Here is a 25,407-nt window from a genome sequence, read left to right as displayed (position 1 = left end):
CCGATGCCGTAGTTCTCCGCCCGCGCGTCGACGATGGACGTGATCTTCGTCGCGTCCGCGGTCACCACCGCCACGCGGAACACGTCGGCGGGAAAGGCGCCCGTGGTGACGGCCAGCGCTCCCTGGTCGTTGAGGTAGACGTAGGAGGTCGTAGAGTTGGGCACGTTGATCGATCCGCCGTCGAAGTAGAGCCGCGTCGTGCCGACGCGGTAGTTCGCCGCGAAGACGTGCACCGTCAGCCCGGTCGCCAGTTGCACGGCGGCGCCCATCGCCGCACGCAGCAGCAGGTTCCAGGTGTGCAGTTGCCCGCTGACCACCTTGTCGATGATCGTGGGGCTGCTCTGGTCGCTGTCGTCGAAGCCGATGTAGGGCAGTCCGATGGCGTGGTTGGTGCCGCCCAGGGCGATCGCCGGGTCCCGTCCCAGCAGTGGCAATGTCGGATTGGGCATCTCTTTTCTCTCTGCTTCGTGCCTCTGTGCCTACGTGCCTTCGTGCCTATTCAATGGCAAATCGAACCCGCCTCGAACCGGCGTCGAACGTCTCCAGTGCAAACCGTTTCACCGGACGCGGATCGGTGGCCGAGACGAAGTGTTCGAGCTCCACCGGGGCCGACTGCGGCACGCCCGCCGGGCTGGTCGCCACGACGCCGAACGTCCGCAGCCCGTATCCCGCGCGAATGCTCACCGCCACGTCCACGTAGCTCTCCGTCGTTCCCGCCTTGCCCGCCAGTCCGTCGCGCGATCCCGATCCGTCCTGCCGTCTGCCCAGGCGTCCATCGCCGGCGATGCGTTGCAGCGGCGGCGTATTCGCCGGACGCCCGGGAAACACCTCCACGGGTCGGCCCAGCAGCGGCCGCGTGTAGTCCACCGTGCCCGTGCCCCGGTCCTCGTACACTTGCAGGCGCGTGCCCGCGTCCCACGTTCGCGCCACCGGCACGCGGAGGATCACGTTAACCCTGCTCACTGTCGGCCTCCGGTTCGTGGCGCAGGTCCGCCAGGTGGTACGTGGTCTTGTAGCCGTTGGCTTCCGGGTCCCAGGCAATCTCCCGGCGCACGATCGCGGGGAAGCTGGTGAACGGAATGCCCAGTCCCTGCACGCCGCTGAAGGAGTCGCCGATGCGCCAGCGGTCATCGATCCAGGGCATGCTCACCGGACCGCTGTGCTCCGCCCGCGCCGACTCCTCCACGAAGCGCGTGCCGTAGGAGACCAGTGCCGCCGTGTCGTCCCGCGTCTCGAAGCGTTCTTCGTCGGTGGGCAGGTCGTCGAGGTGGCTGTTCTGCCCGCGCCGCTTGTCGAAAGCGAATCGTTCACTCACGTCTACGACGCGTGCCCGGGGCCGGGGCATCGGCGCCGGGCTCGGCACCGGCGCGTGCAGCAGGCGCTCGTCGCCTTCCACCACGCAGGTCACCGCCACTTGCAGCGTGCCCCGCAGATACGCTTCGAGGTAGGTGAGCGGATCGGGGTCGTTCGGCTCCGCCGCCAGGGCCGGGCTGTTCAGCAGGTTGTCTTCGTCGATCCACAGCGCCGCGCGGTGGGCGTCGAAGCGCACCGTTCCCCGGTAGCGCACCCACGTGCCCGTGGCCAGCGCCGTGCGCGGATCGGCGCAGTCGAAGCAGAAACGCACGATGGGGCTGCGTTCGTCGGTGGGTCCCTCGCGGCCGATCGTGTTGGTAAACGGCCGAGGCCGCATGACCCACTTGGCGGCGTACAGCAGGGGGATGTTTCCCCCGATGTCCGCATCGAAGTAGGTGAGCACGCTGTCGCCCTGCGTCTGTCCGCTGAACGGGCTGTAGAGCGCCGCATCGAAGCCGAAACCGGGACCGACCAGGTCGCCGTTGATACGTGCGAATACGTTGCCGGGATAGCGGTCGGTGTCGGGGAAGATCCACAGCCGGCCCACGTCGCGTACGGTGTGAAACTGTGGGTGTTGCTGGTGATAGATGGAGAGCGGCTTGCCCGTCTCCTCGTCGAACTCCGGATCGAACTGGTTTCGCCAGAAGGTCATCTCCGCATCGAATGCGGCCGAGTCGTTGATGTTGTCGAGGCTGGCGATGGGCCGCCATCCGGGGCGCAGCAGCAGGGTTACCTCGAAACGCTGCACGTCGCCGGCCAGCGTCGGCCGCGTGATCATGCGGTTGTCGCGGGTGATCACCGCGTCGAACGCCGCCCGTGCGTCCTCGGCCACTTCGTCTGCCTGGTCCGACGCGGTGTCCGTCAGCGGCGCCAGGCGCGGCAGATCATCCACGCGCGGACCGATGGAGAAGCGCGGCGGCGTGGCCCGCTCTTCGGCGTCGGTGCGCAGCGTGGCCAGGAGGCGCAGCCAGTACGCGGGCCGCTTCGTCGCCCGGTCCCAGCGGATGGGCAGGTGGTAGTGGATGCCGGCCGCGTGGCACAGCAGGGCCAGGGCTTCCTTGATCGTCACCGCCCGGCAGGTCACCGAGGCGACCCGCGCCGTCAGTCTCCGTGTAAACGGGTCCGGCGACTGCGCCGCGTGTCCGATGGATTGCAGGTCCGCGAGGTCGTTGAGCGCCTCGACCACGCTGACGGAAAGTCCCTTGCGCAGGACGTGCAGCACGAGCAGGTTGGTCAGCGCCGCCGCGTAGTTCCAGTAGCCCGCGCCGTCGCCGTCGTCTTCCGTGTGCAGGTAGATGTTGAACGTGCCCGCGCTCGTCTCGATGGGCAGCGTCTCGGCGGCGCGGTTGGGCTTGCCGTCCGCGTTGTACGCCAGGGCCAAGGCGTCGACCGTGAGCATGTCCGGGGCATCGGCCTGCCACGCGGCGATCGACTCGGGCCGGCGCCGCATGGTCCGCCCCAGCAGTTGCGCGTCGGGATGGCTGTCGAGGAGCTCGTCGGCCGTCGATGTGCAGCCCACGTCGAAGCGCTGGTCACGCGCCGACCACTGCACCGTGGCGTAGTTGGGGAAGCCTTCGAAGATGGGCAGCGGCTCGCCGCCGCCCGCGCCGCGAATCACGCGCACGCGTCGCGCCGGGTCCAGTTGTTCGAGCACCTGGGAGAAGTGTCCGTCGCCGATCAGTCCCGCGCCCGTCAGCTTCTCCGCCGAGAGTCCGCCGCTGATCCGCAGCGTGGTCTCCGCGCCGTCCATGCCCTCCGAGAACGACTCCCAGCGCATCGTCTCCGGCGCGGGCACGAACGCATCCGAGGCGTAGTCCGTTTCCAGCAGCAGGCTGGTGGCGATGGGCCGCCCCGCGTAGTCCGTGGGCGGACCCGCCAGGTGCGTGTCCGTCGTCCGCCGGCCCGGATCGGGCCGACGCGTCGGACTCACCTTGTTTCCTGCCACCGGCTGCCCCATGGTCACCCTTCTCCCTATTGCCTATTGCCTGTTGCCTGTTGCCTTCCTCTATTGCCCATTGCCTGTTGCCTGCTTCATCGCCCTACACAAGGGCGATGAAGACGACCTCCAGCGTCAGTATCTTCCCCTGCCCGCTGCGCTCGCCGCGCGGCGTCCACGAGCGGATGCGTGCCCGGTCGCTGATCACCGTGCCGTCGAAGTCCGTCAGCTTCGTCTCGCGGATCTCGTTAAGGTCGGCGGGCAGGAGCAGCCCGCTGGCGGCGCGTCGGTGTCCGGTGATCTTGGCGTCCAGGTCGGCGAGGATGGCATTGAGGAACGTCGTGGTCGTGGCCACGATGGTGCCGCTCCACCGGACCTCCTGGCCGTCGTAGCCCAGGTTATCCTGGAACTTGCCCGCCAGTTGGGCCATGGCGTGCTCCACCGTGCGCACGCGCATCGGATCGCGCTGCACGCGCACCGTGAACCGCGCGTGGTTGGAAGCGAAGCGGGTGCCGCCCGGCTGGCCCAGGTCCAGCACCGCCACGCCGTTCGTTCCGCCGTACTGTGGATGCCCGTTCGCCAATTACCGTGCTCCCTCGATGGCCGTTTCGCCGTTGCTGCGTTGCCTGGCATGCGACGACGGATTCACGATCCGCCCGCCGCGCTGGTCGTAGTAATTCGTCGTAGCGCCGGGTCGCATATTCTCGACAGCATTGCGCATGGCCTCCGCCGCCGCGCTCATCTCTTTCGCCGCCTCGGCCTGCCGTTCAGCCGCCGGACCGACGAGGTACTCCCGCACCTGCCGGGCAACGTCGACCTCCTGCTGGGTGAGCGGGCGATCGATCTCGATTCCCTGATCCTTCAAGCGATTGCGGGCCTGGCGTTCTTCGCTGGGGAACAAGTTGCTCCCGTAGATTTCGATGGCCCCCTTCTGAACTTCACCCACCACCTTCGCGATCGTCGCAATCAGGGCCGGGTCCAGCCCCGTGCCCTCTGTGAACCGCGACGCGACCCGTCGAAGCTCTTCGTCGCTCCCCCCGACGCGTCCCAACTGGCCGCGTGCCGCCGTTGTTTCCTCTGCGGCCTGGTTGCGTTCCCGCGCGATTGTCCGCGCGATCTCTTCCGCGAACCGCTCCAATGCCGCCTCAATGCGTCGCTCGCGCGTCTCCGGCCGCAGTCCGCCGTCCAGTTGCAGCCGGCCGCTCTGGATGGCCACGGCAATCCGTTCGACCTCTTCGGTCGATCGGCCCGCGCCGAAGGTCGCCGCTTGCGATGCCGCATCCTCGGAAAGAAAGGGAAGTCGCTCACGCAGACGCCGCGCCTGGTTGGCCGCCGCCCGGGCTTCGTCGGCCGTGAACCCGCCCTCGCGGCGCGTGTCGGAGAGGTTCTCGATCGACTGCTGGAGTTCGGCCTGCTTTTGGGCCAGCGTCGTGGCCTCTTCCGTCTGGTCTCGAATGGCCTTCGTGGCCGCCTCGAACTCCTCGCGCATGCGCCGCACGGCGGCGGCGATGGCGTAGATGCCCACGGCCACCAGCGCCCCTGCGCCGAACAGCTTGAGTGCGCCCACGTTCCCCAGGATCGCCGTCTTCAACGTGTCGTAGGTCTTCGACGCGTCGATATTCTGGCTCGCCAGGTCCCCGGCGATCCGGCTGACGTTGATGAAGGTCTCTGCGATTTGACCGAGCGCCGGGTTGACCTGGCGAAGAACACTGACGTAGTCGCTGTCCGCTGCGATATTCTTCCGTGTGGATTCCCGCTGCGCATCCTGTCCGGCGAGGTACTCATCGAGAATCGCACCGGCACGGGACATCTCCGCGAACCGCTGGGCCTCCGCCTCGGAGAGCTCCCGGGTCGCCGCCGCTTCCGCCTCCGCAGCCTGCCGTCGCGCTGCCGCGCCGCTCTCGGCAAAGAGTGGGTCGGAAGGCGCGTTGCGCTGGGCGTCCTGCATCTGCACGATGGATGCGCGGAGCTTATCGATCTGTGCCGACAGCGCTTCGATGCGCTGCGCGCTCTCCGCGAAGCCCTGCACGCCCGCCGTGAGTTTCAGATCCTGCTCCGGCATCCTCTCTTCTCTTCCCTACGTGCCTTCGTGCCTGCTACGACGTCGCCCAGTTCACCAGCCGCAGGGCCGGCGTGGCGTTGTCGATCGTCCGCCAGGTCGTGCCGTCGGCGTCGAGCCATCCCGCCGTGCCTTGCAGCGTGTGTCCCGTCCAGCCTTCGCCGCCGGTCTTCTGACGGCTGTGGAAGGTTACGTTGCGGATGGTGAGCACGGCGCTGGCCAGCACCGCCACCGGCTGGCAGGTGACGATCAGATCGTGCTGCCCGTGTTCCAGCAGCTTGACCGAGAGGTCTACGCCTTCGGCGGCGACCTCCTTGCTGTCGCGGATGGTGAGGCTCACCTGCGGCAGGTCCCATTCCGGGATCTCCACCACGCTGATGCCCGTGTCGTCATCGCCGTAATCTTCCAGCGGGCTCCCGCCCTTGGCCTGCACGCGCAGCGACAGCGACTCCACGTGGAGGATGTCCAGGTCGTTGGGATCCTCGCCGTGCACACACGACTGGATGCGCAGCACCCGGTTGGGCAGTTGCGGGTTGGGGTTCGTCTGCGCCGCGAGGACGGCGAGCACGTCGGCGTGCGTTTCCGCCGCGCCGAAGACGCTGGAGAAGTCCAGCGTGGCCGCGCCCAGTTGCGCCTTGGCGAGCTCGATGGCCAGGGCGAACGCCCGGGGGCTTTTCAGCGTGCTCTTGAGGCTCGTGGTCGCGCCCGACTCGCGTCCGTACCACACCCCCGTGGTCGGCGCCGCGATCAGCGCCGCGATCGCCGCGACGACGTCCGTCGTGCGCACCTGCGTGCGTGTGCGGCAGGCGTCATGCACCCGCCCCGAGGGTCCCGCCCCGCCGGTGTACTCCGGGTCGATGTTGGTGACGAAGTCCTCGGTGACGCTGATCTGCGTCGCCCCGGCCACGGTGACGCCGTTGATCACCAGCCCGTTGACCTCATGGAACACCCGTTTATTCGCCATGGCTCTTCTCTTCCTGTTGCCTATTGCCCCGGTGAACCCGCTGTGCGGGTGCCTGTTGCCTACTCTGTAAGTGGCATCTCGTGCGCCAGCACCAGGTGCCGCTGGATGGTCACCGTCTTTCGTGCCAGCACGATGGCACTTCCCGCCCACTCCAACCGGTCCACGCAATAGACCGCGTCGTTGATCAGGTCGCCGGCGACGGTCGGCCGCTGGTCATGCAGTCCGTAGCGGACCAGGTCGCGGATGCGGTTGGTGCCCGCTCGCGCGGCCGTACCTCGCCGCCCTTCGCCGGGCCGCTCGTTGCGTGTCGCCGTGAGAATCACGTACGTTCCCACCACTTCGATCTTGCCCGCCTCCAGTGGCTGGATGGCGTCTTCCAGGAAGTACACCGCCGCCGCCGTGTCCCGCCGGCCGGCCATGAACTCGTTGGAGAAGTCCTCGACCGATTCCTTCTCCGTGCCGTCCCACGGCGTGACGCTCTCCGGCTCGAACAGTGGACCGCTGTAGGTCAGGCTCTTCAGCCGCGCCACGATCCAGTCTTCGAGCTGCGACGCCAGCGACCCATCATGCGCCATGGTCTTCTCTTCCTACTGCCTATTGCCCATTGCCTTCCCGAAGATCCTCGCCCTCACGGGGCGAGGAACTTCGGGAATATCTCCTCCGCGATCGTCCGCTTGTCGTTGTCATCCGCGTACAGAAACGGCCTGGCCCGCTGCTGCACCAGGTAAGCCAGGGCGTAGAGCAGTCGCGGCTTGCCGCGCTTGCTCTTCGGTGCCAGGAAGAGCAGTCCGAAGACGTTCGGCTTCCCGCCCTCGTGGCGGCGAAAGAAGATGCGTTCTTTCTCCGGGTGCTGGCTGGGGCTGATGTCCTGCCGCTTGAGTTGCGGCACCAGCGGGATCGCCAGGGCGTCGGCCTGGTTCGGGTAAATCGTTCCGCCGTAGTGCACCTGCGCCGCGTAAGGCAGGTTGCTGCCCACCGTCACGCTTCGGTCCGTCAGCCGGAAGATCGTGTTCGCCGAACCGCCGCCGCTGGCATTGACGCGCAGCGACGCCGCCAGGCGTCCCGTTCGCACCGCGTCGTCGCTGGTCGAGAGCACGCCGGGCAGTCGCCGGACGGCGCTGGACATCAGTTGCACGCCCACCGCGGCGAGGAACTTACGCGGTTTCCGCAGGCGGTCGGCCGTCCGCGGAAACATCGCCAGGTCGCCGCTTCGCGTCACCGTGATGTTGATGCCCAGTGCCATGCGTTTACTTGCCCACCGGGCACGGCGGCAGCGCCCCGTACCAGGCGAAGGTGACATCCACCGCGTCGGTGGCCACGACGATCGTCTGGCCGTTGGCCACGATGCGCGTGCGGTCCTGCGCGTACTGCCCCGGCGCGATCTGCCGGTAGAGCCCCTCGATCGATTCAAACGACGCGGCGTTGATGTAGACCTGTGGTCCGTCGTAGCGCGTCCAGTTCAGCAGTGTCACGCCCTTGTCTTCGAGATCGTCGACGACGGAGTCCACGTTGACGCGGACGACGTGTTCCACGCCGTTGGCGATGATCGTGGTCTTGTCGATGGCATTGGGCACGACCACGTCCACCGCGCAGGACTTGATGGTCAGATAGACCCTCGGTCCGCCGCCCTCGGTGAAGATCGGCCAGTCGCTGATTGTCGGGCACAGGCAGGTCGCGGCCTGCGCCGCCGGTTCCGGCGATGCCGCCGTGCGTTCCAGCGGCGGCGCCGCTCCCGCGATCAGTGCTCCGACAATCAGAAGCGCCACCGTCGCGACACCCCCAACGAGCGCCCACCATGGCTTGTCTTTCATCTTCGTCTCCTCTCTTTCCTCATTCCGGCGTCAGCCGGAATGCACAGAACTGATCTTCACTCATTCCCTTCGTGGCTTCGTGCCTACGTGCCTTCAGTAAACCCGGCTTGCCGGGCGTGCCTTCTTCACACAATGGTTTCGCGGCTCGCATTCGCCGAGCTCGATCCCCACGATGCCACCGGCGTGTCACTCGTCTGGCTCGCCGGCGTCGTCGCGGCGGGCAGGACGATCTCGCCCTTGGCGACGCCCTTGAGCCATTCCACGGCGTCGTTGCGTCCGTTGCGGTGTGTTTCGGACACCGGCGGGCGCAGCGCGTACAGTCGGTAGAGGGTCAGGGCCATGACGTGTCCGCGCAGGGTGGCCTCCACGTCGGGATGCGACGTGAGATCGACGGGCACGGCATAGCGGCGAGCGAGGTACCCGTGGGCCTCGCCCTCCGCTTCCGTGATCACCGCGTCGATCTTGGTCGTATTCGGCGTGGTCCCGCTGTCGGTGGTCAGCCTTGCCGCCGCGTCGCTGCCGATCCGATCCACCACGTCCTGCGCCGTCAGATACGTGCCCACAATCGTCTCCTTCCCTTCGTGGCTTCGTGGCTACTCCGATCACGTCACCAGCGTATCTTTGAACAGATAGCCGGCATCGTTGGCCACCAACTGGATCTTGGTCGTCTCCACGACCTTCACGGCGGTGCTGCCGTCCGCTCCGCGATCGGGGTCGAACCAGGTCAGCACCCGCAAGGGCTGCTGCCAGTAGAGGTGCATGCCCCACACGACATCCGCCACCTGGTCCTGGGCCACCCGCAGAAACGCGGCCCCACCCTTTCCTGCGTTGGGCAGGTCCCAGATCGCGGCCTTGGTGAGCGTCTGCCCGCGCTTGCTCGTGGCGTACTTGGCGCCGCCGATCACCACGCGATCCAGCCCCAGGGCCTGGGCCAGCGCGGGACAGAACACCGAGTCCGGAATAAACGCCGACGCCGTCTTCGCCGGCCCCTGCGTCTGCTCGATGAACTGCGGCGCCAGCGTGCCCTTGATGGCCGCCAGGATCGTCTGATTGACCTGCAATTTCCGAAACGTCGCCAGGTCCATGACCATGACGTTGGGGTATTCCGCGCAGGCGTCGAGGCCCGTCAGCAGCGCTCCCCAGGCATCCGTGGTGGTCGTGGTCCACCCTCCAGCCACGTCCACCTGGTTGCCCGCGGCGTAATTGCTGGCGTTCAGCACCGCCAGGGCCACGCGCCGCTCGCGCAGTCGCAGAGTCTTCTCCGTCACCTTGCGCGTCATGTCCGCCATGGGCTTCATGGGCGCTTCCGCGTTGTTGATCTCCTGCTGGGAGACCCAGCCCTTGAGTCCGTAGTCGTCCATGGCGAACTCGGTCTCGGAGACCTTGTATTCAATCTCGTCCGCCTGGCCGTTCGGACCCAGCAGCCCGCCCTCGATGTCGAACTGCGGGTACTGGTCGTAACTCTTGAACTTGCCGCTCTTGGCTGAGTGGGGCATCAGCGGCAACACCTGGTCGGCGATCAGCCGCCGGTTCTGGTACTCGACCGCGATCTTGGTCAGCGCGGGCGAGAACGAAAGATCAGTTGGTTGAGGCATGTTCGATGGACTCCCTTCGATGGATCGAGCGCCGGCTTCCGTGCCGCGCCGCTTGTCTTCGTGCCGTCAGCGTTTTCGTTACGCCGTCACGGCCGACCACAGCCCCAGCATGACCGGGCAGAGATCGCCCGAGGATCCGCTGGCCATGGCCTTGCCTACGCTGGACTTGATCGTCGCCGCCGCCGCCAGGGCGATGCCCGCCCCGGCCGTGGTCGCGGTGATGTCGTTGCCCCGCGTGACATTTCCGCCGAGTTTCACGTAGGTGATGCCCACCAGGTCCACCTCCACACGCTCGCCGGAGGCGGCGTCGTGCGAGGCCACGCCGATGAGCAGGTCCGTCGCCGCCGTGGCCACGACGACCGAGTCGTCGTCGCTGCCGAACTTGACGATCGCGCCTTCCGCGATCGCGCCGCCGGCGACAAAGCTCCTTCGCAGCATGACGTTCTTTTGAAGCATCTTTGCACTCCGATTGATGACTCACGTTCGTGCCCGTCGCGGCGGGCGTCCTTGCCCCTACAGCGAGAAGATCTTCGGGTACTGTTCGCGGCAGATCTCGTTGGCCTTGGCGCTGGTGAAGCCCTGCTCAAGGAACGGCCTGCGGAGCTCGACCTGAAGCGCCGTCATGGCCTCCGCGTGGTCGTTCTTGTGCTCCTTGAGCGCCTTGGCGATGAGCTCGTCCTCCTTCGCCTTGCCCCCCGGCGCTCCGCCCGCCGGCGGCTGCGTCTGGCCCCTGGGCGGCGCGGGGAAGCTGTCCGTCAGGGCCATGACTTCCTCGAACTGTGTGGGATTCTCCCGGGCCAGCTTCAGGGCCTTCTCCATCCGCTCGCGGTCGTTGGGGTTGAGCTTCCGCTCCTTGACGTACTTGTCCACCAGGTCGCGGGCCTGGCGGTCGCGGGATTCCGTTTCCAGTGCCGTGACCTTGTCACGCAGGGCCTTGACCTCCGCGTTCGACCCGCTCGATACGTCTTTGAGTTGCTTGATCGCCAGGGCCACCGCGTCGGCTCCGGCGTCCGCCTTCAGCCCCAGCGCCTTGCGGGCACTGTTGGCCGTCTCCTGCTCGGCCTTGGCCTCCTCGCCCTCCACGCCCGATCCCAGCTTGCTGAGAATGGCATCGAGTGCCGAGTTGATGTCCGACACCTCGCTCGCCTCGATCCCCAACTTGGAGAGGATCTGTCCCACCTTCAGCATGGGGTCCGCCCCCATTGGTTCTTCCGCCATAGCTCTCGTCTCCTTCCGTGGTTGTTGCTTGGCCGCCAGTCTCTCCATGGGCCGGCGGATCGCCGGTGTATTGGTCAGCGCCGCCGACAGGATGCCGACGACGCGCCGGTCGCTTTTGCGCACGACGGTGACGGGCGAAACGTAGCGGTACTCGCCGTCGCGGATGAGCGTTCTCGCCCGCTCGTTCCACTCCACGCGGGCCATCAGGCCGCGTCCCGTCTCGTAGCGCAGTGCATGGATCCATCCCGCCGCCGGAGCGGTTCCGTCCGGCGAGGAGAAGTCCTCGTCTTCGTCCAGGCGCCCCAGCGACTGGTGCTCGTAATCGAAGACCACCGGCCCGCGCGCGGATAGCTCGGCGAACTGCTTCTCGATCTCCCGCCAGGCCGTAGCGTCCAGCAGCATCTCCCCGCGCATCGAGGCCACGAGTCCGTCCGGAAGAAGCATCACCTCGACCAGCTTCTCCGCGCCGAGTTCCCGGCCGATTTCCAGTCCGCCGCAGAAGACGTACTCCCACTGCCCGCCCTTGACGCACTCCGCGCTCTGCTTCGTGCCTCCAACAAACCCGGCCTGCCGGGCGTGCCTCCGTGCCTTCGTGCCTTCTTGTTGTTGCCTATTGCCCATTGCCTATTGCCTCTCTCAGGTCCTCATCCAGTCGCGTCAGCAGATCGCCGCGCCGCGACGATTCGTAGTTCGCGTTGGGTTTCAGCCGGAAGGGCTTGGCCCGCTTGTCACTGACCGGCCGCACGCGCCCGCCGGAGAAGGTCCACAGCGTCTGTCCCGTTGCGCGGAACTGACCTTCGGTCAGCGCCGCCGTCGTGCAGCGGCAGCCGAAGTCCCACGGCGGCGTGAAGCGGTCCCAGAAGGGATCGTTCCAGCGGAAGATCTTGCCGTGGAGGACGGCGTGGTCCTCGCGCACGTTGCGCACGCCCGGCACGCCGTTGCCCACCGTCCAGTACTGCCGGAAGGGGAACGCGGCGGCGATGTCCGGATCGTCGAGCACCGCGCGGCGCGAATCGCTGTAGGCCTGCATGGTGTTCTGATGGAAGGCCAGGCGAAGTCGGCTGATCGCCGGTCGCGGCAGCCCCTTGGTGTCCAGCAGGGCATAGAGTCGCTCGCGAAATTCCGCGAAGCTGCGCCCCTCGGCGATGGCTTTTTCGAGCTCGTCGCGGGCCATCTGCACGATCACCGCCTTGTGTACCGTCGCGATACGGAAGGCCGTTCGGCGCTGGCGCACGGAGAGTTCCTCGAAGTCGCCGGCGGAGAGCGGCGTCTTCCGCGCGAACCGCCGCCGCGCCTCGTCATGCGAGAACGACTTGAAGTCCTCTTCCGTGAGCACGCTGATCGGCATTAGTCTTCTCTTCCACGCAGACCCGGCTTGCCGGGCTTCGTGCCTTCTTCCTGTTGCCCGTTGCCCGTTGCCCGTTGCCTGCGATGTTGCTGCACGGGCCGTGCAGCGACGTCGCCAATCATTCCCGCCTGCACGCCGGAGGCGCTCAGCGCCTCTTCCACCGGCGCGGCGTCCATGCGCTTGACCAGGGCGGCACTCAGTCGCTGCCGTGCGCCTTCGAAGCTCTTCGCCTCGCCGATCGCCTCCAGCAGCGGATCGATCATCGCCGCGCGGTAGCCCCGGCCCGCTTTCGCCAGGGCGCGATCCGCGAGAAGCGTGACGCCCGCGATCACTTCCTTGTTGCTCTTGGGGCCTTTCATGTCAGAACGACCCTCCGCCGAATCCTTGCTGTCCGCTGTCAGTCTCCTCCTGGAGCGTTTCTCCAAACGCCCCCAGATTCCGCTCGATCACCGCCTCGCCCTCTTCCGGCTTGGGAATACCCAGGGCGTCGTAGGCCCACTCCTCGGCGACCGGCAGGCCCATCTGCTGCGTCACGGTGTTGAGCAGTTGGGCGAGTTGGTTGCGATCCGTCGTGTCGGGCTTGGTGCGTCGGAACTTGGGCAGTGGAACCGGACGGCGGAAGTGGTAGAGGCACATCGGGGCGAAGAGTTGTGCCTCGATGGTTCGCGCTTCGCGGCGGATGTCGTCGTCGAGCTTGTCCTCGCGGACGTCGTCCTGCACGGCCGCCGCCGCGAAGGTACCCGTTCCGCCCGTCGTATCGCTGGTGAGGTTGCCGCCCAGCCAGAGCTTGGCCATGGAGCGATCGCACAGGTTGATCAGCGCCTCGAAGGGCTGCGTGCCCCGCTGGCTGCTTTCGTGGAGATCGAGCTCGACGCCCTGCGAGAACACGCCGTAGGCCTTGGAACCGAGATTCTCCATCATGTTGATCAGCGCCGTGCGCTCGTCGGTGCTGATGCCCGGCGGATACTTGGCCACGCGCATGGGCATCCCGTAGGTCTCGCAGTAGGTCGCGTAGTCGGCCACGGCCAGCATCTTCACCAGGTAGATCAGAGCGCTGCTGCGGTAGAGGCTTTGCGACAGGGGGTGCCCGCCGGAAAAGTACGGCTCGTGAACGATCCACTTCGGCCCTGCCACCGCCTCCCCGCGCGGCGCCTCATGCGTGGCCACAAGAACGAGCCCCGGCTTCTGCGTATCACTTCGCAGCCGCCAGTGGGGCACCGGCGTGAGCGCCTCGACCAGGTCGTTCTCCCCCCAGACGGTCTCCGCCACGGAGAGGTTGGTGCCGATGCCCTCGGCGAGGTGTTCGAGCGTCTCGTCGAAGCCCGCGATGCGCTTGATCCCTTCGCGCACGAACGCCGCCGCCTCTTCGGCCAGTTGTGATTCCTTCGTGTCCGACTCGGGCAGAATCTCGTAATCAAGTCCCGTCAGGGCGCCGATGCGCGTGTCCGCCACGCTCCGCAGGTTCAGGTCCTTCTGCCGCATCTCCGCGAAGAGTTGCAGCGTCGTCTCCAGGTCGCCGTTATCGCCGCTGATCAGCAGGGTGCGCAACCGGCTGAAGGTGAGGTTGTCGGACACGGCGGCGCGGACGAAGTCCAATTGCGCGTCGGGTCGGACCAGAGCCCCGGCCCGAGGCCGCGTCAGGTTCGTCCAGGCGTCTCGTGCCCAGCGGAAGCTGTTGGCGATCATGTTCCCCGTTCTCACCATGCCCGACCTCGCAGTCCCGCCGTCACCAGGTCCGGCGTGGGAATTTCCTCGATCGGCCCCCGGTCTCCGCTCGCCGCGTGCACGGCCAGCGCCGCCGCCCAGAAGCGGTCCGCGTGGCTGCCTTCCTCGCGTGGCGCGGAGAGTCGTACGTTGCCCGCCGCCGTCACGGTCTTGGCGACGCTGTGCAGGTCATTGCGGACGGCGTCGCTGGCCGGGATGCGGATGTTCTGGTCCATGAACTTCACGCGCAGCTTCCCGGCGATCTCGTCCTTGAGCTTGGGCGTGAACGGGCAGGGCTCGACCTTGTACGTGCCGAATCGTTCGCCGAGCTCCTCCGCCAGTTGCATGCCCAGGCCGGTGGCGTCGATGCACGCCCGCCGCACGCGGCCGCTTTCGAGAAGTTTCGAGATGATCTCGTACTGCCCTCGAAACGGCATCGCATTCAGTTCGATCATCCCCGCGGAGATGAGCATGGAGCCGATCTGCTCGAATCCCCAGATCACGGTGAGGTCGCGCTTCCGCCCCACGTCGATCCCCACGAACAGGTCTTCGCCTATTGCCCATTGCCCATTGCCTGTTGCCTGCTGCTGCTGGAGCGCAAGCTCCAGCGGCAGCTTCTCGTCCTCACACGCCATGATCATTTCGTAGGTGAGGAAGGCCGTGGCTTCGTCCACGAACTCGCAGAGGTACTCCTGCCGCCAGAGCTCATCGTCGGCGATGCCCGCGCGGAGTTGGTCGGCATCCACGTCCAGGCCGTCGGCGATCGCGTCGTAGATGGTCACCGTGTCCTTGGCGTAGGCGTCGTTGGTCCAGAGCTTGTAGAACCAGTTCTGCCGCCCCTTGGGCGTGGAGCACACGTCGAGCTCGCCGTTGCCGCGCGTGAGCGAGGCGTACACCGCCGCGAAGATCTCGCGATCGTGGGCGTGCAGGGCGAACTCGTCGAGGAGCACGTCGCCGGTGAATCCTCGCGCCGTGTTGGGGTTGGCCGGCAGGGCGATGATGCGCATGCCGAACGCGGGGATCTTGGCTTCCAGCACGCGGCATTCGAATCCTTCGAAGACCTCGTCGTACTCGCTCGACTCGAAGGCGATCTGCATGGCCTTCAGGTGCGTGCGGGCTTTGTCCATCAGTTCGCGGGATTGCCGCATGCCCGCCGAGAGGAAGATCTGGTTGCGCCGCCGCGCCATGCCCCGCATGATGCGCCGCAGGCTGGCCCCGAAGCTCTTGCCCACCTGGCGGCTCCACCGCCAGATGCAGAAGCGCTCTTCGCACTGCACCATGCGTTTCTGGTACGGCAGCAGAAGTCCCGCCAGGGCCGTACTCAGCCCCTGCGTGCCTGCTGTTGCCTGTTGCCTGTTGCCCGTTGCCTTCATCGTTGCCTGTTACCTACTTGACTCCATACAGTGCCTTGATCGCTTCCACCGCGTCCTTCGGATCGATGGCCTTCGCGGCGGATTCCTTCTCCTCGCGCTGTCGTTCGCTCGCCGCGTCCGCCTTCATCATCCGCGTCAGGGCCTTGGTGAACTCGATCAGCAGGACGCTGGCCCGTGTCTGGGTGCTCTCCTTGACGTTGGGCGACACGGCCTTGGCCGCGATCCCTTGCAGGGCCTGGATCAGGTCCGGGCCGAGTTCCATGGCTCCGCTCAGCAGGGCATCCTTGAAGCGGGCGAACTGCTCCAGCCGCCGTCGCGGTCCGAACTTGCGGGCCAGCATTTGCAGTGAGCGCCGCTTGCTCTCGGGCAGGTGCAGTTCCGCATGGATGTCCTTGGCGTCCCAGCCCATCCACAGCAGGTCTTCGATGCGGTTCCACGTGGCCGCCGGGTCGAAGCCTTCCGCTTCGAGTTCCCGCACCCATCGCGGCATCGCGCCATGTACCCGCTCTTCACTCATGCCCTACGTCGCTCCGTCGCTTCTTCTTCGTTCCCTTCGTGCCTCCGGCAAACCCGGCTTGCCGGGCGTGCCTTATTCCTGGTTCCGTGCGATCGCCGCGTTGGCCCACATCATGGCCTCTTCGAGCTTGGTCAGGGCGAGCGATCGCTCCCGACTCTCCGGGCACAGAAACGCGATGTCGAGCGCCGCCTTCCTGCACGCCTTTCGCACGTCCGCGTGTAGCCGACACACGGCTTCGTTCACGGGCACGTGATGCGTGAAGTTGTGCTCGATCATCTCCGTCGTGGTCGGGTGTACGTTCATGGCTTCGAGTCCTTCCCTTCGTGCCTTCGTGCCTTTCCTGTTGCCTATTGCCCATTGCCTGTTGCCTGCGGCGTCTTCGCCGCTCACAGTCCCACCGCCGGATCGTGGGTGATTCGATTGGCCACTTCGTCGCCCGCCGGCGTCAGTTCGAACATTCGCCGCGACCAGGGCAGGTAATCCGCCTCATTGGTCCAGCGCACGTAGCCTTTGGCGGCGAGGTATTCCAGGTCGCGTTTCACGACCTCGTCGTCCGGCAGGTTCAGGTGCAGCAGCGCGTGGCAGAGCAGGTCGAAGCGGAAGGGGATGCCCCGCGTGTGCAGCAGGGCGATCATGATCTCCTGCCGGGTCTGCTGGATCATGCGTGCGCGTGTCGCGTCGTTCACGGTGATTTCTCCTCCATCGCCTTGGCGATGCGGCTCAGCGATCCCCCGATGCCCAGCGTCGCGTCGAGCTTCCCTTCAACGGTGCGCAGCGCCTCGATGGTCTGCTGCTGCCCGCGCTGGAGCACGAGCGTGCTTCTCACCCAGTCCGCCTTGCCCGCCTTGCTCTGCTCCAGTTCCCAGAGTTTCGCGTCGAACTCGCGGGCCTTGTTGTCCATGCGCGAGAGCCCGTCGTGCAGTTCGCGCTCCAGTCGTTCGCGGCCTTCCCGCTGGTCTTTCCGCATGCCCGAGAGCGACCAGGCGACCCAGCCCATGGGCAGCCCGATCATGCCCGCCACGATGGACCAATCCGTCAGCGTGAGCGTTACTTCTGCGAGCATGCTTCCCCCTTCGTGGCTCCGTGGCTACGTAGCTTCGTGGCTTCTTCCCATCGAAACGTCACCACACAATGCCCCACGGGGTCGGTGCGGTGCTGGCCGATTTCGTAGGTCAATTGCGGAATGTCGCGGAGCGCCTCGGCGAGCACGGCGCGGACCACGTGAACGTATTCCACGTCAAACCGGCCGGTGATCGTCTCCGGCGTCGACCCTGGCTTGGGGACTGCACAAAGGGCCTTGGTGATGACGCCGTAAAGACACGTCAGCCGCGCCGCCGCATCGTCTCGGGCGCTCGCCTCGCAAGCCGTGCATCCCTGCTCCGTCGCTTCGTGGCTTCGTGGCTCCGTGCCTTCTTTCACGTTCCCTTCGTGCCTCCGTGGCTCCGTGCCTTCGTGCCTACTGGGCAAACAGCCGTTGCTGTTTGCCCATCCGTTCCACCACCGCCCGTTTCGCCCGGGCGATTCCCGCAAAGCGGAAGCGTGCGCCGTTTCGCGCCGCTTCCAGGTAGCTCGCCCATTCGTCGGCGTCTCGGGCCATCCAGTAGCCGCAGTCGTCACTGGCCCCGGACCCGGCGCACACGCGATGGCCCAGGCATTCGCGGGCGTAGCGGGCGGTCTCGCGTACGCGTCGCCGGCGGGACTCGTGCGTGCCGGTGATGTTCATGGCCTCCGCCAGTTCGATGGCCGTCACCGGCCGGTTGCTTACGCGTGCCAGCGTGCTCAGCAGCACCTTCACGCGTTCATTCAGCGTGCTGTCGCTCCGCTCCGCCATCGGCGACTCCGTTCGCCTTGCCCGCGCTCTTCTGCCCCGCGTCCTCGATCGCGATGCCCAGGATGATCGAGACGCCCACGGCGATGATCCCGATCATGGTCGTCTCGCTCACGTTGATCCCCGCCTCGGCGAGGTACGCGACGATCACCGTGGCGATCGCCGTGCGGACCTTGCGGCTTTGAAGCGGCCGCAGGAGTTTCACTTTCCAAGCTGCTGCCATCGCGGATCGTTCTCCAGTTCATCCCCTTCGTGGCTTCTTTCATCCCCTTCGTGCCTTCGTGCCTCCGTGCCTCCGTGCCTTTGCTCGAAGAGGTGCAGATGCACGTGACACCCACCGCTCAGCGCCGCCAGTGCCACCATCACGGCACTACGGCGTCGGGTTTTCCTCCGCCGCGTCATCCTTCGCCTCCGTCTTCGCCAGGTAATCCAGGAGAGGCTGCGACTTGATTTCGGATTCGGCCTCGGCCTGCGTCGCTGCGGATTCGTGGCCCAGTTCAATCCGCGTGCCGAACCCGAAAAAGAATTTCCCGTTGTCCTTGGTGCGTACGACGCAGGCCGTCTGTGCCAGCGTCATGGCACTCACCAAAAGCGCCAGAACACTGGTTTTCAAGGCTTTTTTTGCCTTCACCGGCTTAACCTTCTTCGCCGGCGTCTTCCCTTCCTTCTTCTCCTTCGTGGCACCGGCCAACCCGGCTTGCCGGGCGTCGCTTCGTGGCTTCGTGGCTTTCCTATGTGCCATATCGCTGTCACTCCTTCCTTGGTTGGTCGACTCGACATTCGCACTCCCCCGCCCCGGCTTGGGCGCCGTCCATGGCGCCCCCGGTCATCCGTGACCGCCCGCCGGGCCTGGGAGGGGAGGTATGGATTCGCGGCGGCAGGAATCGAACCTGCTTGGGGGCCATCAGCACGACGGAGCAGCCCCTGGCGTGCGACCTCTGGCCTGTCTCGCGTACCAGCCGTCGTTTCACCGCCGGGCACCAGCCCGGCCTCGCCGCATGCGTTTGTTGCTCTTCGTTCCTTCCCTTCGTGGCTTCTTCTTCCAAGCAGACCCGGCTTGCCGGGTGCCGCCCGAACGGCCGGGGGCCGGTATCCCGGCCGTCCGGTTGCGGCTGAGGGCGCGTGATGCGCGGCGGAGGTGTCGCCGCGACTTGTAGGCTCTTCGTTCTTCCCCCCGCGTGCCTTCGTGCCTGCGTGCCTTCGTGCCTGCTCATACACTGCTCCCCCCCATGTGAATCCGTGGCGGATCGTTGAACCACAGGGCTCCGTCGATCAGGCGGGGCAGCTTCAGGCAGGGCTCGCCGAAGGTTTTGTCGCCGACCGTCCAGCAGCGGCACGGCAGCACTTCCAGTCCCAGTCGCGGGCTCGCGAGTGGTGTCGGCGAGTTCGGCGCCGTCGCCGCCAGGTAGTCTTCAGGCGTGCGCACGTCGGCGTAGACCGGGTCGGCGGGCGTGCCGACGTTGCGTTTCAGGCGCAGTTCCACGCGTGCGAAGGAGCCGTACTGGGCGCTGGGGATGCCCGGGTGCAGGCGGAGCCAGGGCTCGCCTTCGGCCTGGTCGATGGTGACCAGGTCGCCTTCGGTAATGTCGTCGGGGTCGCGGTAGGTGACGCGGTGCGCCCACACCGTGGCGTGCGGTCCGCCCTGGTGCCCCGCCTCGCCGGGGAAGATCACCGAGCGCACGACGGCGTAGAAGTACTCCGCGGTCCCGCCTTGGCGGGCGATGTCCGCGCTTCGCTGCCGCGTCGTCTGTGGTCGCCTGGGCGGCGTCGTTCGCCGCTGTTCGTCCCTGATCTGTGCGGGCGTCCGTGCCATGGGAACCGTCAGGCGCAAAAAAAGACCGGGTCCACGCATGTCCCGACAGTGGGGGCACTTTCGTGGACCCGGTCCGAAGTCGGCACCGGATCAGTTCACGTTTGTCTACCTGTTCAGGCCGGTCTCACGCGGCCTCTGGATTGTCGCCGATCCTCCAGTCCATCCCGGCCTTCGGTTCGACGGCCTCCTCGGGGCATTCGCCCTGCCGGAGGTCTTCACGCGCCGCATCGTGGCGATGGGTGCGCAAATGTCAAGCACTTTTTTCTTCGAATTGTTTTTCGACCGCGATGCGGATGCGCCGCACCTCCTCCCACACGGCTCCAGCCGCGTACAACCATGCCCCCGAGACGAACATCCCGGCCGCCAGTGCCCAGGCATCCACCGTATCGCTTCCATATGGTCTGCCTGAAGCGGCGGCAACCGGCACCCAGCACAGCAGCATCGCCACGCGGCCGCCCCAGATCAGGACGAATCGGGCGACAATCCCAACGCGCGGGCTGTCAAACACGACTGGATCGAAGCGCTCCGCGTCCTCTGCGCGGCGCTGCTCATACGCCTCCCGGGCGATTCGTTCACGCCGCGCGGCTTCGCGCTCATAAAATGCCTGATCGGCCCTTTGCCTTTCCGCCTGCGCTTCGCGGAATTCCCTCCGCCGTTGTTCAAGGGCTGCGAGCCGCTCGGCCTGTGCCCGCTGCTCCTCGGCTTTCTCTTGTCGAAGCCGATCCCGATCCGCCTCTTTTTCGGCCGCCTTGCGGGCCTTCTCCGCCGCGCGGGTATACACGTGGGGTTGTGCCCGCCGCCCGCAACTTGGACAGGTGATCAGCAGGATCTTCCCTGGCGGCGGAGGTTTGTGCTCCCCCAGGGCCACGTCCGCCCCGCATTTGCATCGCCCATCCATTCCCTTCGTGGCTCCGTGGCGAGAGCAAACCCGGCTTGCCGGGCGTCGCTTCGTGCCTATTGACACGCCCTAACGTTTCCCGTACAACCGTCTCCGATCTCGCAGCGGGCGAGATGCCAGCCGCCTCGATTCGCCGCCGGCCGGTGGCCAGGGAATTGTGCCGTCACGGAGGACGCCCGGCCGGTTGCCCTGATGATTCTGGAGGTCACCCATGCTCCAGTTCCCGCTGCCATTGCGCCCCGAACGCGAACTCCTAATCGAAGAAATTACACTTATGCTCCAGCCTTGCCCGCTTGCCGTCCTTCGGGCAACCCGGGATGTGCTGCAAGTTCATGGCCTATTGCCCGTGCCAAAACCCGCCTTAAGGATTGCTCCCGCTGCTTCTGATTTGCCGAACACCATTCGTCAAACTCGGCCCAGGTCACCTGGTCCTCGTCAATTAGAGTTGCCCATTGCACCATCGCCTCGCGTTCGCCGGAACCGAGGAAACGCAATGCCGCGATCCCAGCCTGAACAAGCCTCGTTTTCGTGATCCCGTTGTCCAGTTCTTGCCGGCGGAACCACGGCCATACCTGCGGGTGGATATTCAGCGTCACTCGCGGCCGCTTCTCTTCGGTTCTTTTTGACATGACCACAGTCTGTACACGTCTTCTGCAATAATCCACTTGACTTTACTCTGCGCATCGTGCATACTTAGCATATTATGCTCACAACGAGCCGAGATCGTCGCTTCTACCTGACCGTTCGCGACCCCCAGCGGAAGCAGTCCAAGACGGTCACCATTCGCGGCGACAAGCTCACCGCGGAGCAGATCATCCGTCTGGTGGTGCGAGCGGTTCGTGAATCCAGAAAGGCCGGTTGACCATGCGACTGAACACCGCACCCGGATTGAAGGTGCTCGTCTACGACCCGCTCCTGGGGAAGAGCCGCTCGCTCACCGTCTACGGGGCCGAGGTGGAGAGCCTCGCCCGCGAGGTCGAGGCCTTCCTGGCCCATCGCTACCGCACGACCCGCCTGGATGACCGCCGCCACAAGCGGCGCTGACGTGTGTCTCACGCCGCCGGGGCGTTCCCGGTGGCTTTTGTCTACCGCCCCGACAACGCGGGCGGACGGAGGACGTTGGACGTGGCACCATCCCATCAATCCCTGACTTGCCGGTCGGCCCAGGGGATCGGGCTTGACCGTACGGGCACTCCCCGTATTGGCGATTCAGGGATTGTTCCGCCGCGTCCTTCGTTCCTCCCCGCCCGCGGGGGCACTGTTTCTATTGCCTATTGCCCATTGCCTGTTGCCTCAACTCTATCGCACGGCAGCCCTTCGGCAACGGATTTCCGCTCCATTCTCTCCGGTCTTCCCTGTTGCCTATTGCCTATTGCCCATTGCCTTTCTTCGCCCGGCACGGAGGCCGCTGATGGACCAGGACATGCGTCAGGACGTTGAGCTATTGAACTTCCTCTGCGACCAGGCCGTGGTCTACACGGATCGCCTCACCGGGCAAACGTACCAGTTGAGCAAGAAGCTCGTGGCCCGCTGGACCAACCGTGCCATCCAGACCATCAGCGACTACGCCACGGGCAAGATCAACATCCCCGTCGAGTTCTGGCGCATGCTCCTGGCCCACATCGACGAGCCCCGCATCATCTTCCTGCTGCTCGGCGACCGCGATGACATCGACTGGGCGTTCCTGCCCGCCGGCGACGTTCGTACGACCAAGGACTTCCTCGAAGGGGCCATCCGCGACCAGGGCGAATACCACCAGACGCAGGTCTACCTCGCGGAGTTGCTGAGGGACGGGCGCATCGACGAAGCCGACGCGCCCACCGTCCAGAAATTCGTCGACGCCTACGTGGCCCATCGCGCCACCCAGGCGTCGCTCCAGCGTTCCATCGTTCAGGCCTTCAACAAGGCCGTCGCCGGGAGGAGCTCATGACCACGCTCGCCTTGATCACCGTTCTGTCTCTGCTGGGCTACCTGGCCTGCGTCTTCGGCGAGGCGGTTGCCGCCCGCCGCGTGGAGATTCGTTGTCGCTGCGGGCGCAAGACCGTCAGCGTGTACGTGGTGGACGCCTGCGACGCAGAGCGGATCGCCCAGGCGTTTAGTGAGTGGTGTCCGGGCTGCCGCGATCTGCGTAGGGTGCATCTCGATGCACCATCGGAGGAGAACCATGATCACCCGAGCCATTCAGCAGTGTCCGCGCTGTAGCGGGGCATTGGACCGCGAGCACGTCGCCGCCGAGAACGTCGTGAACGGTGAGATCACCTATCTCTACTGCGACTTCTGCGGCGTCGGCTGGGAGACCTGGTGGGAGCTCGGCGCCGACGGCCGGCTCCACGAACGTCTCACCGCCACGTACGACCGCACGCGCCCCGAACCCCTGGCCAAGTTCCTCAAGAATCTGGAGTCCGCCCGTGCCGCGTAAAAAACAATCAATCATCACCCCCGATGCATGGTCCAAAGAAGACATGTTTCGCATCGTCCACGCCTTGTGCGGTCGGGCGATAGGAAGCTGCGACGAGCTCCACATCCATGATCTTCTCAAATACGGCCTGAGAATGGAGGTGGATCGCAAGCGCCTCGCCCAGTTGAACCTGACGGACGTCGAGGACGTGCTCCGCCAGTTCGCGGCCCTAGTCGACGCCCTGCGCGACTGGGCCTTGCGAGACGACGACGGCGAATTCCTGGACTGCTCGACAGTGCTCGCTGAGTGGGGTTTCAATCTGGAATTGACCGAGGATCTCGCGCGTCACTTAGAACCGTAGGGTGCATCTCGATGCACCGATCTGAGCAAAATGGCTTTGCCCGCCCGTACAACTTCGTCCGCCATCCCCGCCGACTGGCTTCCGCTGTCGGACGTCGCCGCCAGGCTCGGCCTCAGTGAGCGGAGCGCCCAGCGACTGGCCCTGGAGTCGGCTGCGAAAGGAAGGGCACGCAAGGGTCCGCTTCCCGGCGGAAGCGGCGGCGTTACCTGGTGGCTGTCCCGCAGCATCGATCCCCGCCTCGCCCGTGTCATCGATCGCGACACGCGCGACGAGCAGGACCGGGTGATGCTGAGCGAGCGTTTCCCGGCGCACCTGCTCGACCGCGCCTACCGCAAGGCCCGCTGGATGCACCGCTGGCGCGAGCTCGTCGCTGACAGTACTTCCTCTTCCAAGGTCGCGGCGACGCGCATCGTCTCCGAGGCCCGCGCCGCCGAGGGTCCCGCGTTCAAGATCAGCGTGCGGTCCCTGGAACTGTGGTGGTCCGCGTATCAGACGCCGCGCGACGACGGACGCATTCGCGGCGTGGAGGCCCTCGTCGACCGCTACACCGGACCGTCTTCCTCTTCTTCCGCTATTGCCTGTTGCCCGTTGCCTGTTGCCTGTACTCGATCGCCCGAAGCGATCGACTACTTCTACTCCCTCTACCACACCACCTTGAAGCTCAGCGTCGCCCAGTGCCACGAGGCCACGGTCCGGCATGCAGAGCAGAACCGGCTTGCCGGGCAGGAGGGCTGGTCGTGGCCCGCGAGTTATTCGAGCACGCGTCGCTGGCTGGCGGAGACGGACGACCTTTCCACCAGTTGTTTGATGCGCGAGGGTGGGTCCTACTGGTCGCGGCGTTACATGCGTTACGCCCACATGGACTATTCCCGGCTGCCCGTAGGCGGCTTGTACATGGCCGACCACACCCGCTGCGACTTCTGGTGCTGGTGGGGTCGGCGGCAGCTTCGCCCCTGGCTCACCGCGGTCATGGACATCCGCAGCCGCTGCGTGGTCGGCTGGCACCTGGGTCCCGAGGCCCACCAGGACGCGATTCTCTCCGCCCTGCGCACGGCCTTCCGCGATTGGGCCGTGCCCCGCGAGTTGAAGATCGACAACGGCGCGGACTTCGCCAGCAAGCTCATCACCGGGCTGACCAAGGTGGAGCGCCGCTCGCTGGATCGCAAGGTCGCGGAGGGTGAGATTCGCTACCGCGAGGACAACGTCCTCTGCGACGACGTGCTCCGCTGGGGCGGGATCACCGGCGAGCTCGGCATCGACCTCAAGTTCGCCCTGCCGTTTTGCCCCTGGGCCAAGGGTCCGGTGGAGCGCTGGTTCGGCACCTTCCACGCGTACTCCAAGGCCCTATTCGCCACCTACTGCGGGCGCGGCAGTGCCGACAAGCCCGAGGCCGTGGACGAGGTGCGTTTCGGCCGCCGCGTGAAGCGCGGCGTGCGCATCTTCGATCCCGCGCTGGTGCCCACCATGGATCAGGCCCGCGAGACGGTCCGCGAGATCGTGCTGCGTTATCACCACCGCCGTCATCGCAGTCTGGATGCGTCGCCGCTGGCCGTGTGGCACACGGCGCAGAGCCTGCGTCGCGCTGACGACAAGGCCCTGGCCACGCTCATGAGCATCCGCGGTGCGTACAAGGTCCACGCCAACGGCGTGACCCTGCGCGTGGGCGCAGGGACGGTCAGCTACGGCGCCAAGGCGGCGTGTTTGAAGAAGCTGCGCGGCCGCGAGGTGCTGGTCAGTCTCGACCAGGCGGAGATCGGCCACGTCTGGGCGCTGGACGCGAAGACCCGGCGGATCATCGGGCGTCTGGACGCCAACGAGTACATCGAGCCCGGCGTGGACGTGGACCACGCCCGCGAGGCCACCGCCCAGGTCAAGCGTGAGCAGGCCCAGATAGCAAAGGCCCGCCGCAGTCAAGTCAAGCGCACGCGTACGGCCAACGAGCGCATGAACCGCGATCACCGCGAACGCGTCGCCGAGCTCCGTGCCACCGGCACGGATACCTCTGCTTCGTGCCTCCGTGCCTCCGTGCCTTCGTGCCTTCCGGTTCGAACCGGCTTCGAGGGCGTCTCGATTCCTGCATCGGTGGAAGTGGCGCCCCCGCCGAAATCGCGCTACGACGACGTGGACTTCGCCTCACTGCGACTGACCGATCCCGGCGTATCCGAGGACGATGACGAAGACGTTGCATTTTCGGAGCTTCGACTGTGAACGCTGACCAACAGCCAGAACCG

Annotated in this window: 35 protein-coding genes; 7 read left to right on the top strand and 28 right to left on the bottom strand. The window is 66.2% G+C overall.

All coding sequences use genetic code 11. The features are described 5' to 3' along the window. The 28 genes from J5J06_05640 to J5J06_05505 form a co-directional block, all read right to left on the bottom strand. Window positions 1-449: hypothetical protein (locus J5J06_05640; protein MCO6436551.1), on the bottom strand; the 449-nt coding region annotated here is incomplete at its 3' end. Between the two features lie 46 nt (window positions 450-495). Next, window positions 496-963 (bottom strand): hypothetical protein, encoded by a 468-nt coding sequence (locus tag J5J06_05635; protein ID MCO6436550.1) that lies wholly within the window; start codon window positions 961-963, stop codon window positions 496-498. Then, window positions 950-3,310 (bottom strand): hypothetical protein, encoded by a 2,361-nt coding sequence (locus J5J06_05630; protein ID MCO6436549.1) that lies wholly within the window; start codon window positions 3,308-3,310, stop codon window positions 950-952. The genes J5J06_05635 and J5J06_05630 overlap by 14 nt, the downstream gene beginning before the upstream one ends. Window positions 3,311-3,392: 82 nt before the next feature. Next, entirely contained in the window at window positions 3,393-3,833 is a 441-nt protein-coding gene (locus J5J06_05625; protein ID MCO6436548.1) for a hypothetical protein, read from the bottom strand. A gap of 39 nt (window positions 3,834-3,872) precedes the next feature. Further along, window positions 3,873-5,351 (bottom strand): hypothetical protein, encoded by a 1,479-nt coding sequence (locus tag J5J06_05620; protein ID MCO6436547.1) that lies wholly within the window; start codon window positions 5,349-5,351, stop codon window positions 3,873-3,875. 34 nt (window positions 5,352-5,385) lie between these two features. Continuing rightward, window positions 5,386-6,312 carry a hypothetical protein gene (locus tag J5J06_05615; GenBank protein MCO6436546.1) on the bottom strand — a complete coding sequence of 309 codons (927 nt, stop codon included), beginning with the start codon at window positions 6,310-6,312 and terminating at the stop codon, window positions 5,386-5,388. 59 nt (window positions 6,313-6,371) lie between these two features. Continuing rightward, complete coding sequence (locus tag J5J06_05610) at window positions 6,372-6,887, bottom strand: hypothetical protein (GenBank protein ID MCO6436545.1); 516 nt, start codon at window positions 6,885-6,887, stop codon at window positions 6,372-6,374. Between the two features lie 53 nt (window positions 6,888-6,940). After that, a complete protein-coding gene (locus J5J06_05605) occupies window positions 6,941-7,555 on the bottom strand; it encodes a hypothetical protein (GenBank protein ID MCO6436544.1) in 615 nt (204 codons plus the stop codon). Window positions 7,556-7,559: 4 nt separating this feature from the next. Further along, window positions 7,560-8,123 (bottom strand): hypothetical protein, encoded by a 564-nt coding sequence (locus J5J06_05600; GenBank protein MCO6436543.1) that lies wholly within the window; start codon window positions 8,121-8,123, stop codon window positions 7,560-7,562. 125 nt (window positions 8,124-8,248) lie between these two features. After that, a complete protein-coding gene (locus tag J5J06_05595) occupies window positions 8,249-8,686 on the bottom strand; it encodes a DUF1320 domain-containing protein (protein ID MCO6436542.1) in 438 nt (145 codons plus the stop codon). Between the two features lie 39 nt (window positions 8,687-8,725). Next, window positions 8,726-9,718, bottom strand: coding sequence for a hypothetical protein (locus J5J06_05590; protein ID MCO6436541.1), 993 nt, complete (start codon window positions 9,716-9,718; stop codon window positions 8,726-8,728). A gap of 78 nt (window positions 9,719-9,796) precedes the next feature. Further along, window positions 9,797-10,174 carry a DUF2190 family protein gene (locus J5J06_05585; protein MCO6436540.1) on the bottom strand — a complete coding sequence of 126 codons (378 nt, stop codon included), beginning with the start codon at window positions 10,172-10,174 and terminating at the stop codon, window positions 9,797-9,799. A gap of 57 nt (window positions 10,175-10,231) precedes the next feature. Then, window positions 10,232-11,557 carry a hypothetical protein gene (locus tag J5J06_05580; GenBank protein ID MCO6436539.1) on the bottom strand — a complete coding sequence of 442 codons (1,326 nt, stop codon included), beginning with the start codon at window positions 11,555-11,557 and terminating at the stop codon, window positions 10,232-10,234. Continuing rightward, the gene (locus J5J06_05575) at window positions 11,547-12,284 is read right to left on the bottom strand and encodes a hypothetical protein (GenBank protein MCO6436538.1); all 738 of its coding nucleotides are present in this window, start codon (window positions 12,282-12,284) and stop codon (window positions 11,547-11,549) included. The genes J5J06_05580 and J5J06_05575 overlap by 11 nt, the downstream gene beginning before the upstream one ends. Beyond that, window positions 12,284-12,643 carry a hypothetical protein gene (locus J5J06_05570; protein MCO6436537.1) on the bottom strand — a complete coding sequence of 120 codons (360 nt, stop codon included), beginning with the start codon at window positions 12,641-12,643 and terminating at the stop codon, window positions 12,284-12,286. Before J5J06_05570 ends, J5J06_05575 begins: the two co-directional genes overlap by 1 nt. A 1-nt stretch (window position 12,644) precedes the next feature. Further along, entirely contained in the window at window positions 12,645-13,988 is a 1,344-nt protein-coding gene (locus J5J06_05565) for a DUF935 family protein (protein MCO6436536.1), read from the bottom strand. After that, the gene (locus tag J5J06_05560; GenBank protein ID MCO6436535.1) at window positions 13,982-15,361 is read right to left on the bottom strand and encodes a terminase family protein; all 1,380 of its coding nucleotides are present in this window, start codon (window positions 15,359-15,361) and stop codon (window positions 13,982-13,984) included. Before J5J06_05560 ends, J5J06_05565 begins: the two co-directional genes overlap by 7 nt. 13 nt (window positions 15,362-15,374) lie before the next feature. Then, a complete protein-coding gene (locus J5J06_05555; GenBank protein ID MCO6436534.1) occupies window positions 15,375-15,878 on the bottom strand; it encodes a hypothetical protein in 504 nt (167 codons plus the stop codon). Between the two features lie 72 nt (window positions 15,879-15,950). Continuing rightward, window positions 15,951-16,181 (bottom strand): hypothetical protein, encoded by a 231-nt coding sequence (locus J5J06_05550; protein MCO6436533.1) that lies wholly within the window; start codon window positions 16,179-16,181, stop codon window positions 15,951-15,953. 83 nt (window positions 16,182-16,264) lie between these two features. Then, window positions 16,265-16,564, bottom strand: coding sequence for a hypothetical protein (locus J5J06_05545; GenBank protein ID MCO6436532.1), 300 nt, complete (start codon window positions 16,562-16,564; stop codon window positions 16,265-16,267). Further along, the gene (locus tag J5J06_05540) at window positions 16,561-16,941 is read right to left on the bottom strand and encodes a hypothetical protein (protein ID MCO6436531.1); all 381 of its coding nucleotides are present in this window, start codon (window positions 16,939-16,941) and stop codon (window positions 16,561-16,563) included. Before J5J06_05540 ends, J5J06_05545 begins: the two co-directional genes overlap by 4 nt. Next, entirely contained in the window at window positions 16,926-17,297 is a 372-nt protein-coding gene (locus tag J5J06_05535; GenBank protein MCO6436530.1) for a hypothetical protein, read from the bottom strand. Before J5J06_05535 ends, J5J06_05540 begins: the two co-directional genes overlap by 16 nt. Before the next feature lie 37 nt (window positions 17,298-17,334). Then, entirely contained in the window at window positions 17,335-17,709 is a 375-nt protein-coding gene (locus J5J06_05530; GenBank protein ID MCO6436529.1) for a hypothetical protein, read from the bottom strand. Next, complete coding sequence (locus J5J06_05525) at window positions 17,678-17,929, bottom strand: hypothetical protein (GenBank protein ID MCO6436528.1); 252 nt, start codon at window positions 17,927-17,929, stop codon at window positions 17,678-17,680. The genes J5J06_05530 and J5J06_05525 overlap by 32 nt, the downstream gene beginning before the upstream one ends. A gap of 147 nt (window positions 17,930-18,076) precedes the next feature. Beyond that, entirely contained in the window at window positions 18,077-18,448 is a 372-nt protein-coding gene (locus J5J06_05520; GenBank protein MCO6436527.1) for a hypothetical protein, read from the bottom strand. A gap of 468 nt (window positions 18,449-18,916) precedes the next feature. Next, window positions 18,917-19,519: a hypothetical protein gene (locus tag J5J06_05515; GenBank protein ID MCO6436526.1), complete on the bottom strand. Its 603-nt coding sequence runs from the start codon at window positions 19,517-19,519 to the stop codon at window positions 18,917-18,919. Window positions 19,520-19,769: 250 nt separating this feature from the next. After that, a complete protein-coding gene (locus J5J06_05510) occupies window positions 19,770-20,417 on the bottom strand; it encodes a hypothetical protein (GenBank protein ID MCO6436525.1) in 648 nt (215 codons plus the stop codon). A gap of 272 nt (window positions 20,418-20,689) precedes the next feature. Then, window positions 20,690-21,013: a hypothetical protein gene (locus J5J06_05505; GenBank protein MCO6436524.1), complete on the bottom strand. Its 324-nt coding sequence runs from the start codon at window positions 21,011-21,013 to the stop codon at window positions 20,690-20,692. Window positions 21,014-21,120: 107 nt separating this feature from the next. On the opposite strand from J5J06_05505, the gene J5J06_05500 reads away from it, so the two are divergent. The 7 genes from J5J06_05500 (at window position 21,121) to J5J06_05470 (ending at window position 25,384) form a co-directional block, all read left to right on the top strand. After that, window positions 21,121-21,279 (top strand): hypothetical protein, encoded by a 159-nt coding sequence (locus J5J06_05500; protein MCO6436523.1) that lies wholly within the window; start codon window positions 21,121-21,123, stop codon window positions 21,277-21,279. Window positions 21,280-21,281: 2 nt separating this feature from the next. Further along, entirely contained in the window at window positions 21,282-21,461 is a 180-nt protein-coding gene (locus tag J5J06_05495; GenBank protein ID MCO6436522.1) for a hypothetical protein, read from the top strand. Window positions 21,462-21,594: 133 nt separating this feature from the next. Further along, a complete protein-coding gene (locus J5J06_05490) occupies window positions 21,595-22,347 on the top strand; it encodes a hypothetical protein (GenBank protein ID MCO6436521.1) in 753 nt (250 codons plus the stop codon). Then, entirely contained in the window at window positions 22,344-22,619 is a 276-nt protein-coding gene (locus J5J06_05485) for a hypothetical protein (GenBank protein ID MCO6436520.1), read from the top strand. Before J5J06_05490 ends, J5J06_05485 begins: the two co-directional genes overlap by 4 nt. Further along, complete coding sequence (locus tag J5J06_05480) at window positions 22,582-22,836, top strand: hypothetical protein (protein MCO6436519.1); 255 nt, start codon at window positions 22,582-22,584, stop codon at window positions 22,834-22,836. The genes J5J06_05485 and J5J06_05480 overlap by 38 nt, the downstream gene beginning before the upstream one ends. Then, on the top strand, window positions 22,826-23,176 hold the full coding sequence (locus J5J06_05475; protein MCO6436518.1) for a hypothetical protein: 351 nt from the start codon (window positions 22,826-22,828) through the stop codon (window positions 23,174-23,176). The genes J5J06_05480 and J5J06_05475 overlap by 11 nt, the downstream gene beginning before the upstream one ends. Window positions 23,177-23,206: 30 nt before the next feature. Further along, window positions 23,207-25,384 carry a transposase family protein gene (locus J5J06_05470; GenBank protein MCO6436517.1) on the top strand — a complete coding sequence of 726 codons (2,178 nt, stop codon included), beginning with the start codon at window positions 23,207-23,209 and terminating at the stop codon, window positions 25,382-25,384. Window positions 25,385-25,407: the final 23 nt, after the last annotated feature.

It is taken from the genome of Phycisphaerae bacterium (assembly GCA_024102815.1).
In the GTDB taxonomy this organism is placed as follows: Bacteria; Planctomycetota; Phycisphaerae; order UBA1845; family UBA1845; genus JAGFJJ01.
Note: the sequence above shows the minus strand (reverse complement) of the source record. Positions and strands in the feature narration are given on the sequence as shown.

Bases quoted from the DNA above. Each gene is read 5' to 3' on its own strand.
- J5J06_05520 (MCO6436527.1), bottom strand. From the start codon at position 18,448: ATGGCACATAGGAAAGCCACGAAGCCACGAAGCGACGCCCGGCAAGCC.
- J5J06_05470 (MCO6436517.1), top strand. From the start codon at position 23,207: ATGGCTTTGCCCGCCCGTACAACTTCGTCCGCCATCCCCGCCGACTGG.
- J5J06_05615 (MCO6436546.1), bottom strand. From the start codon at position 6,312: ATGGCGAATAAACGGGTGTTCCATGAGGTCAACGGGCTGGTGATCAAC.
- J5J06_05480 (MCO6436519.1), top strand. From the start codon at position 22,582: ATGATCACCCGAGCCATTCAGCAGTGTCCGCGCTGTAGCGGGGCATTG.
- J5J06_05565 (MCO6436536.1), bottom strand. From the start codon at position 13,988: ATGGTGAGAACGGGGAACATGATCGCCAACAGCTTCCGCTGGGCACGA.
- J5J06_05495 (MCO6436522.1), top strand. From the start codon at position 21,282: ATGCGACTGAACACCGCACCCGGATTGAAGGTGCTCGTCTACGACCCG.
- J5J06_05575 (MCO6436538.1), bottom strand. From the start codon at position 12,284: ATGCCGATCAGCGTGCTCACGGAAGAGGACTTCAAGTCGTTCTCGCAT.
- J5J06_05485 (MCO6436520.1), top strand. From the start codon at position 22,344: ATGACCACGCTCGCCTTGATCACCGTTCTGTCTCTGCTGGGCTACCTG.
- J5J06_05605 (MCO6436544.1), bottom strand. From the start codon at position 7,555: ATGGCACTGGGCATCAACATCACGGTGACGCGAAGCGGCGACCTGGCG.
- J5J06_05620 (MCO6436547.1), bottom strand. From the start codon at position 5,351: ATGCCGGAGCAGGATCTGAAACTCACGGCGGGCGTGCAGGGCTTCGCG.
- J5J06_05525 (MCO6436528.1), bottom strand. From the start codon at position 17,929: ATGGCAGCAGCTTGGAAAGTGAAACTCCTGCGGCCGCTTCAAAGCCGC.
- J5J06_05585 (MCO6436540.1), bottom strand. From the start codon at position 10,174: ATGCTTCAAAAGAACGTCATGCTGCGAAGGAGCTTTGTCGCCGGCGGC.
- J5J06_05515 (MCO6436526.1), bottom strand. From the start codon at position 19,519: ATGGCACGGACGCCCGCACAGATCAGGGACGAACAGCGGCGAACGACG.
- J5J06_05570 (MCO6436537.1), bottom strand. From the start codon at position 12,643: ATGAAAGGCCCCAAGAGCAACAAGGAAGTGATCGCGGGCGTCACGCTT.
- J5J06_05550 (MCO6436533.1), bottom strand. From the start codon at position 16,181: ATGAACGTACACCCGACCACGACGGAGATGATCGAGCACAACTTCACG.
- J5J06_05610 (MCO6436545.1), bottom strand. From the start codon at position 6,887: ATGGCGCATGATGGGTCGCTGGCGTCGCAGCTCGAAGACTGGATCGTG.
- J5J06_05500 (MCO6436523.1), top strand. From the start codon at position 21,121: ATGCTCACAACGAGCCGAGATCGTCGCTTCTACCTGACCGTTCGCGAC.
- J5J06_05510 (MCO6436525.1), bottom strand. From the start codon at position 20,417: ATGGATGGGCGATGCAAATGCGGGGCGGACGTGGCCCTGGGGGAGCAC.
- J5J06_05590 (MCO6436541.1), bottom strand. From the start codon at position 9,718: ATGCCTCAACCAACTGATCTTTCGTTCTCGCCCGCGCTGACCAAGATC.
- J5J06_05630 (MCO6436549.1), bottom strand. From the start codon at position 3,310: ATGGGGCAGCCGGTGGCAGGAAACAAGGTGAGTCCGACGCGTCGGCCC.
- J5J06_05600 (MCO6436543.1), bottom strand. From the start codon at position 8,123: ATGAAAGACAAGCCATGGTGGGCGCTCGTTGGGGGTGTCGCGACGGTG.
- J5J06_05580 (MCO6436539.1), bottom strand. From the start codon at position 11,557: ATGGGCAATAGGCAACAACAAGAAGGCACGAAGGCACGGAGGCACGCC.
- J5J06_05555 (MCO6436534.1), bottom strand. From the start codon at position 15,878: ATGAGTGAAGAGCGGGTACATGGCGCGATGCCGCGATGGGTGCGGGAA.
- J5J06_05560 (MCO6436535.1), bottom strand. From the start codon at position 15,361: ATGAAGGCAACGGGCAACAGGCAACAGGCAACAGCAGGCACGCAGGGG.
- J5J06_05540 (MCO6436531.1), bottom strand. From the start codon at position 16,941: ATGCTCGCAGAAGTAACGCTCACGCTGACGGATTGGTCCATCGTGGCG.
- J5J06_05530 (MCO6436529.1), bottom strand. From the start codon at position 17,709: ATGGCGGAGCGGAGCGACAGCACGCTGAATGAACGCGTGAAGGTGCTG.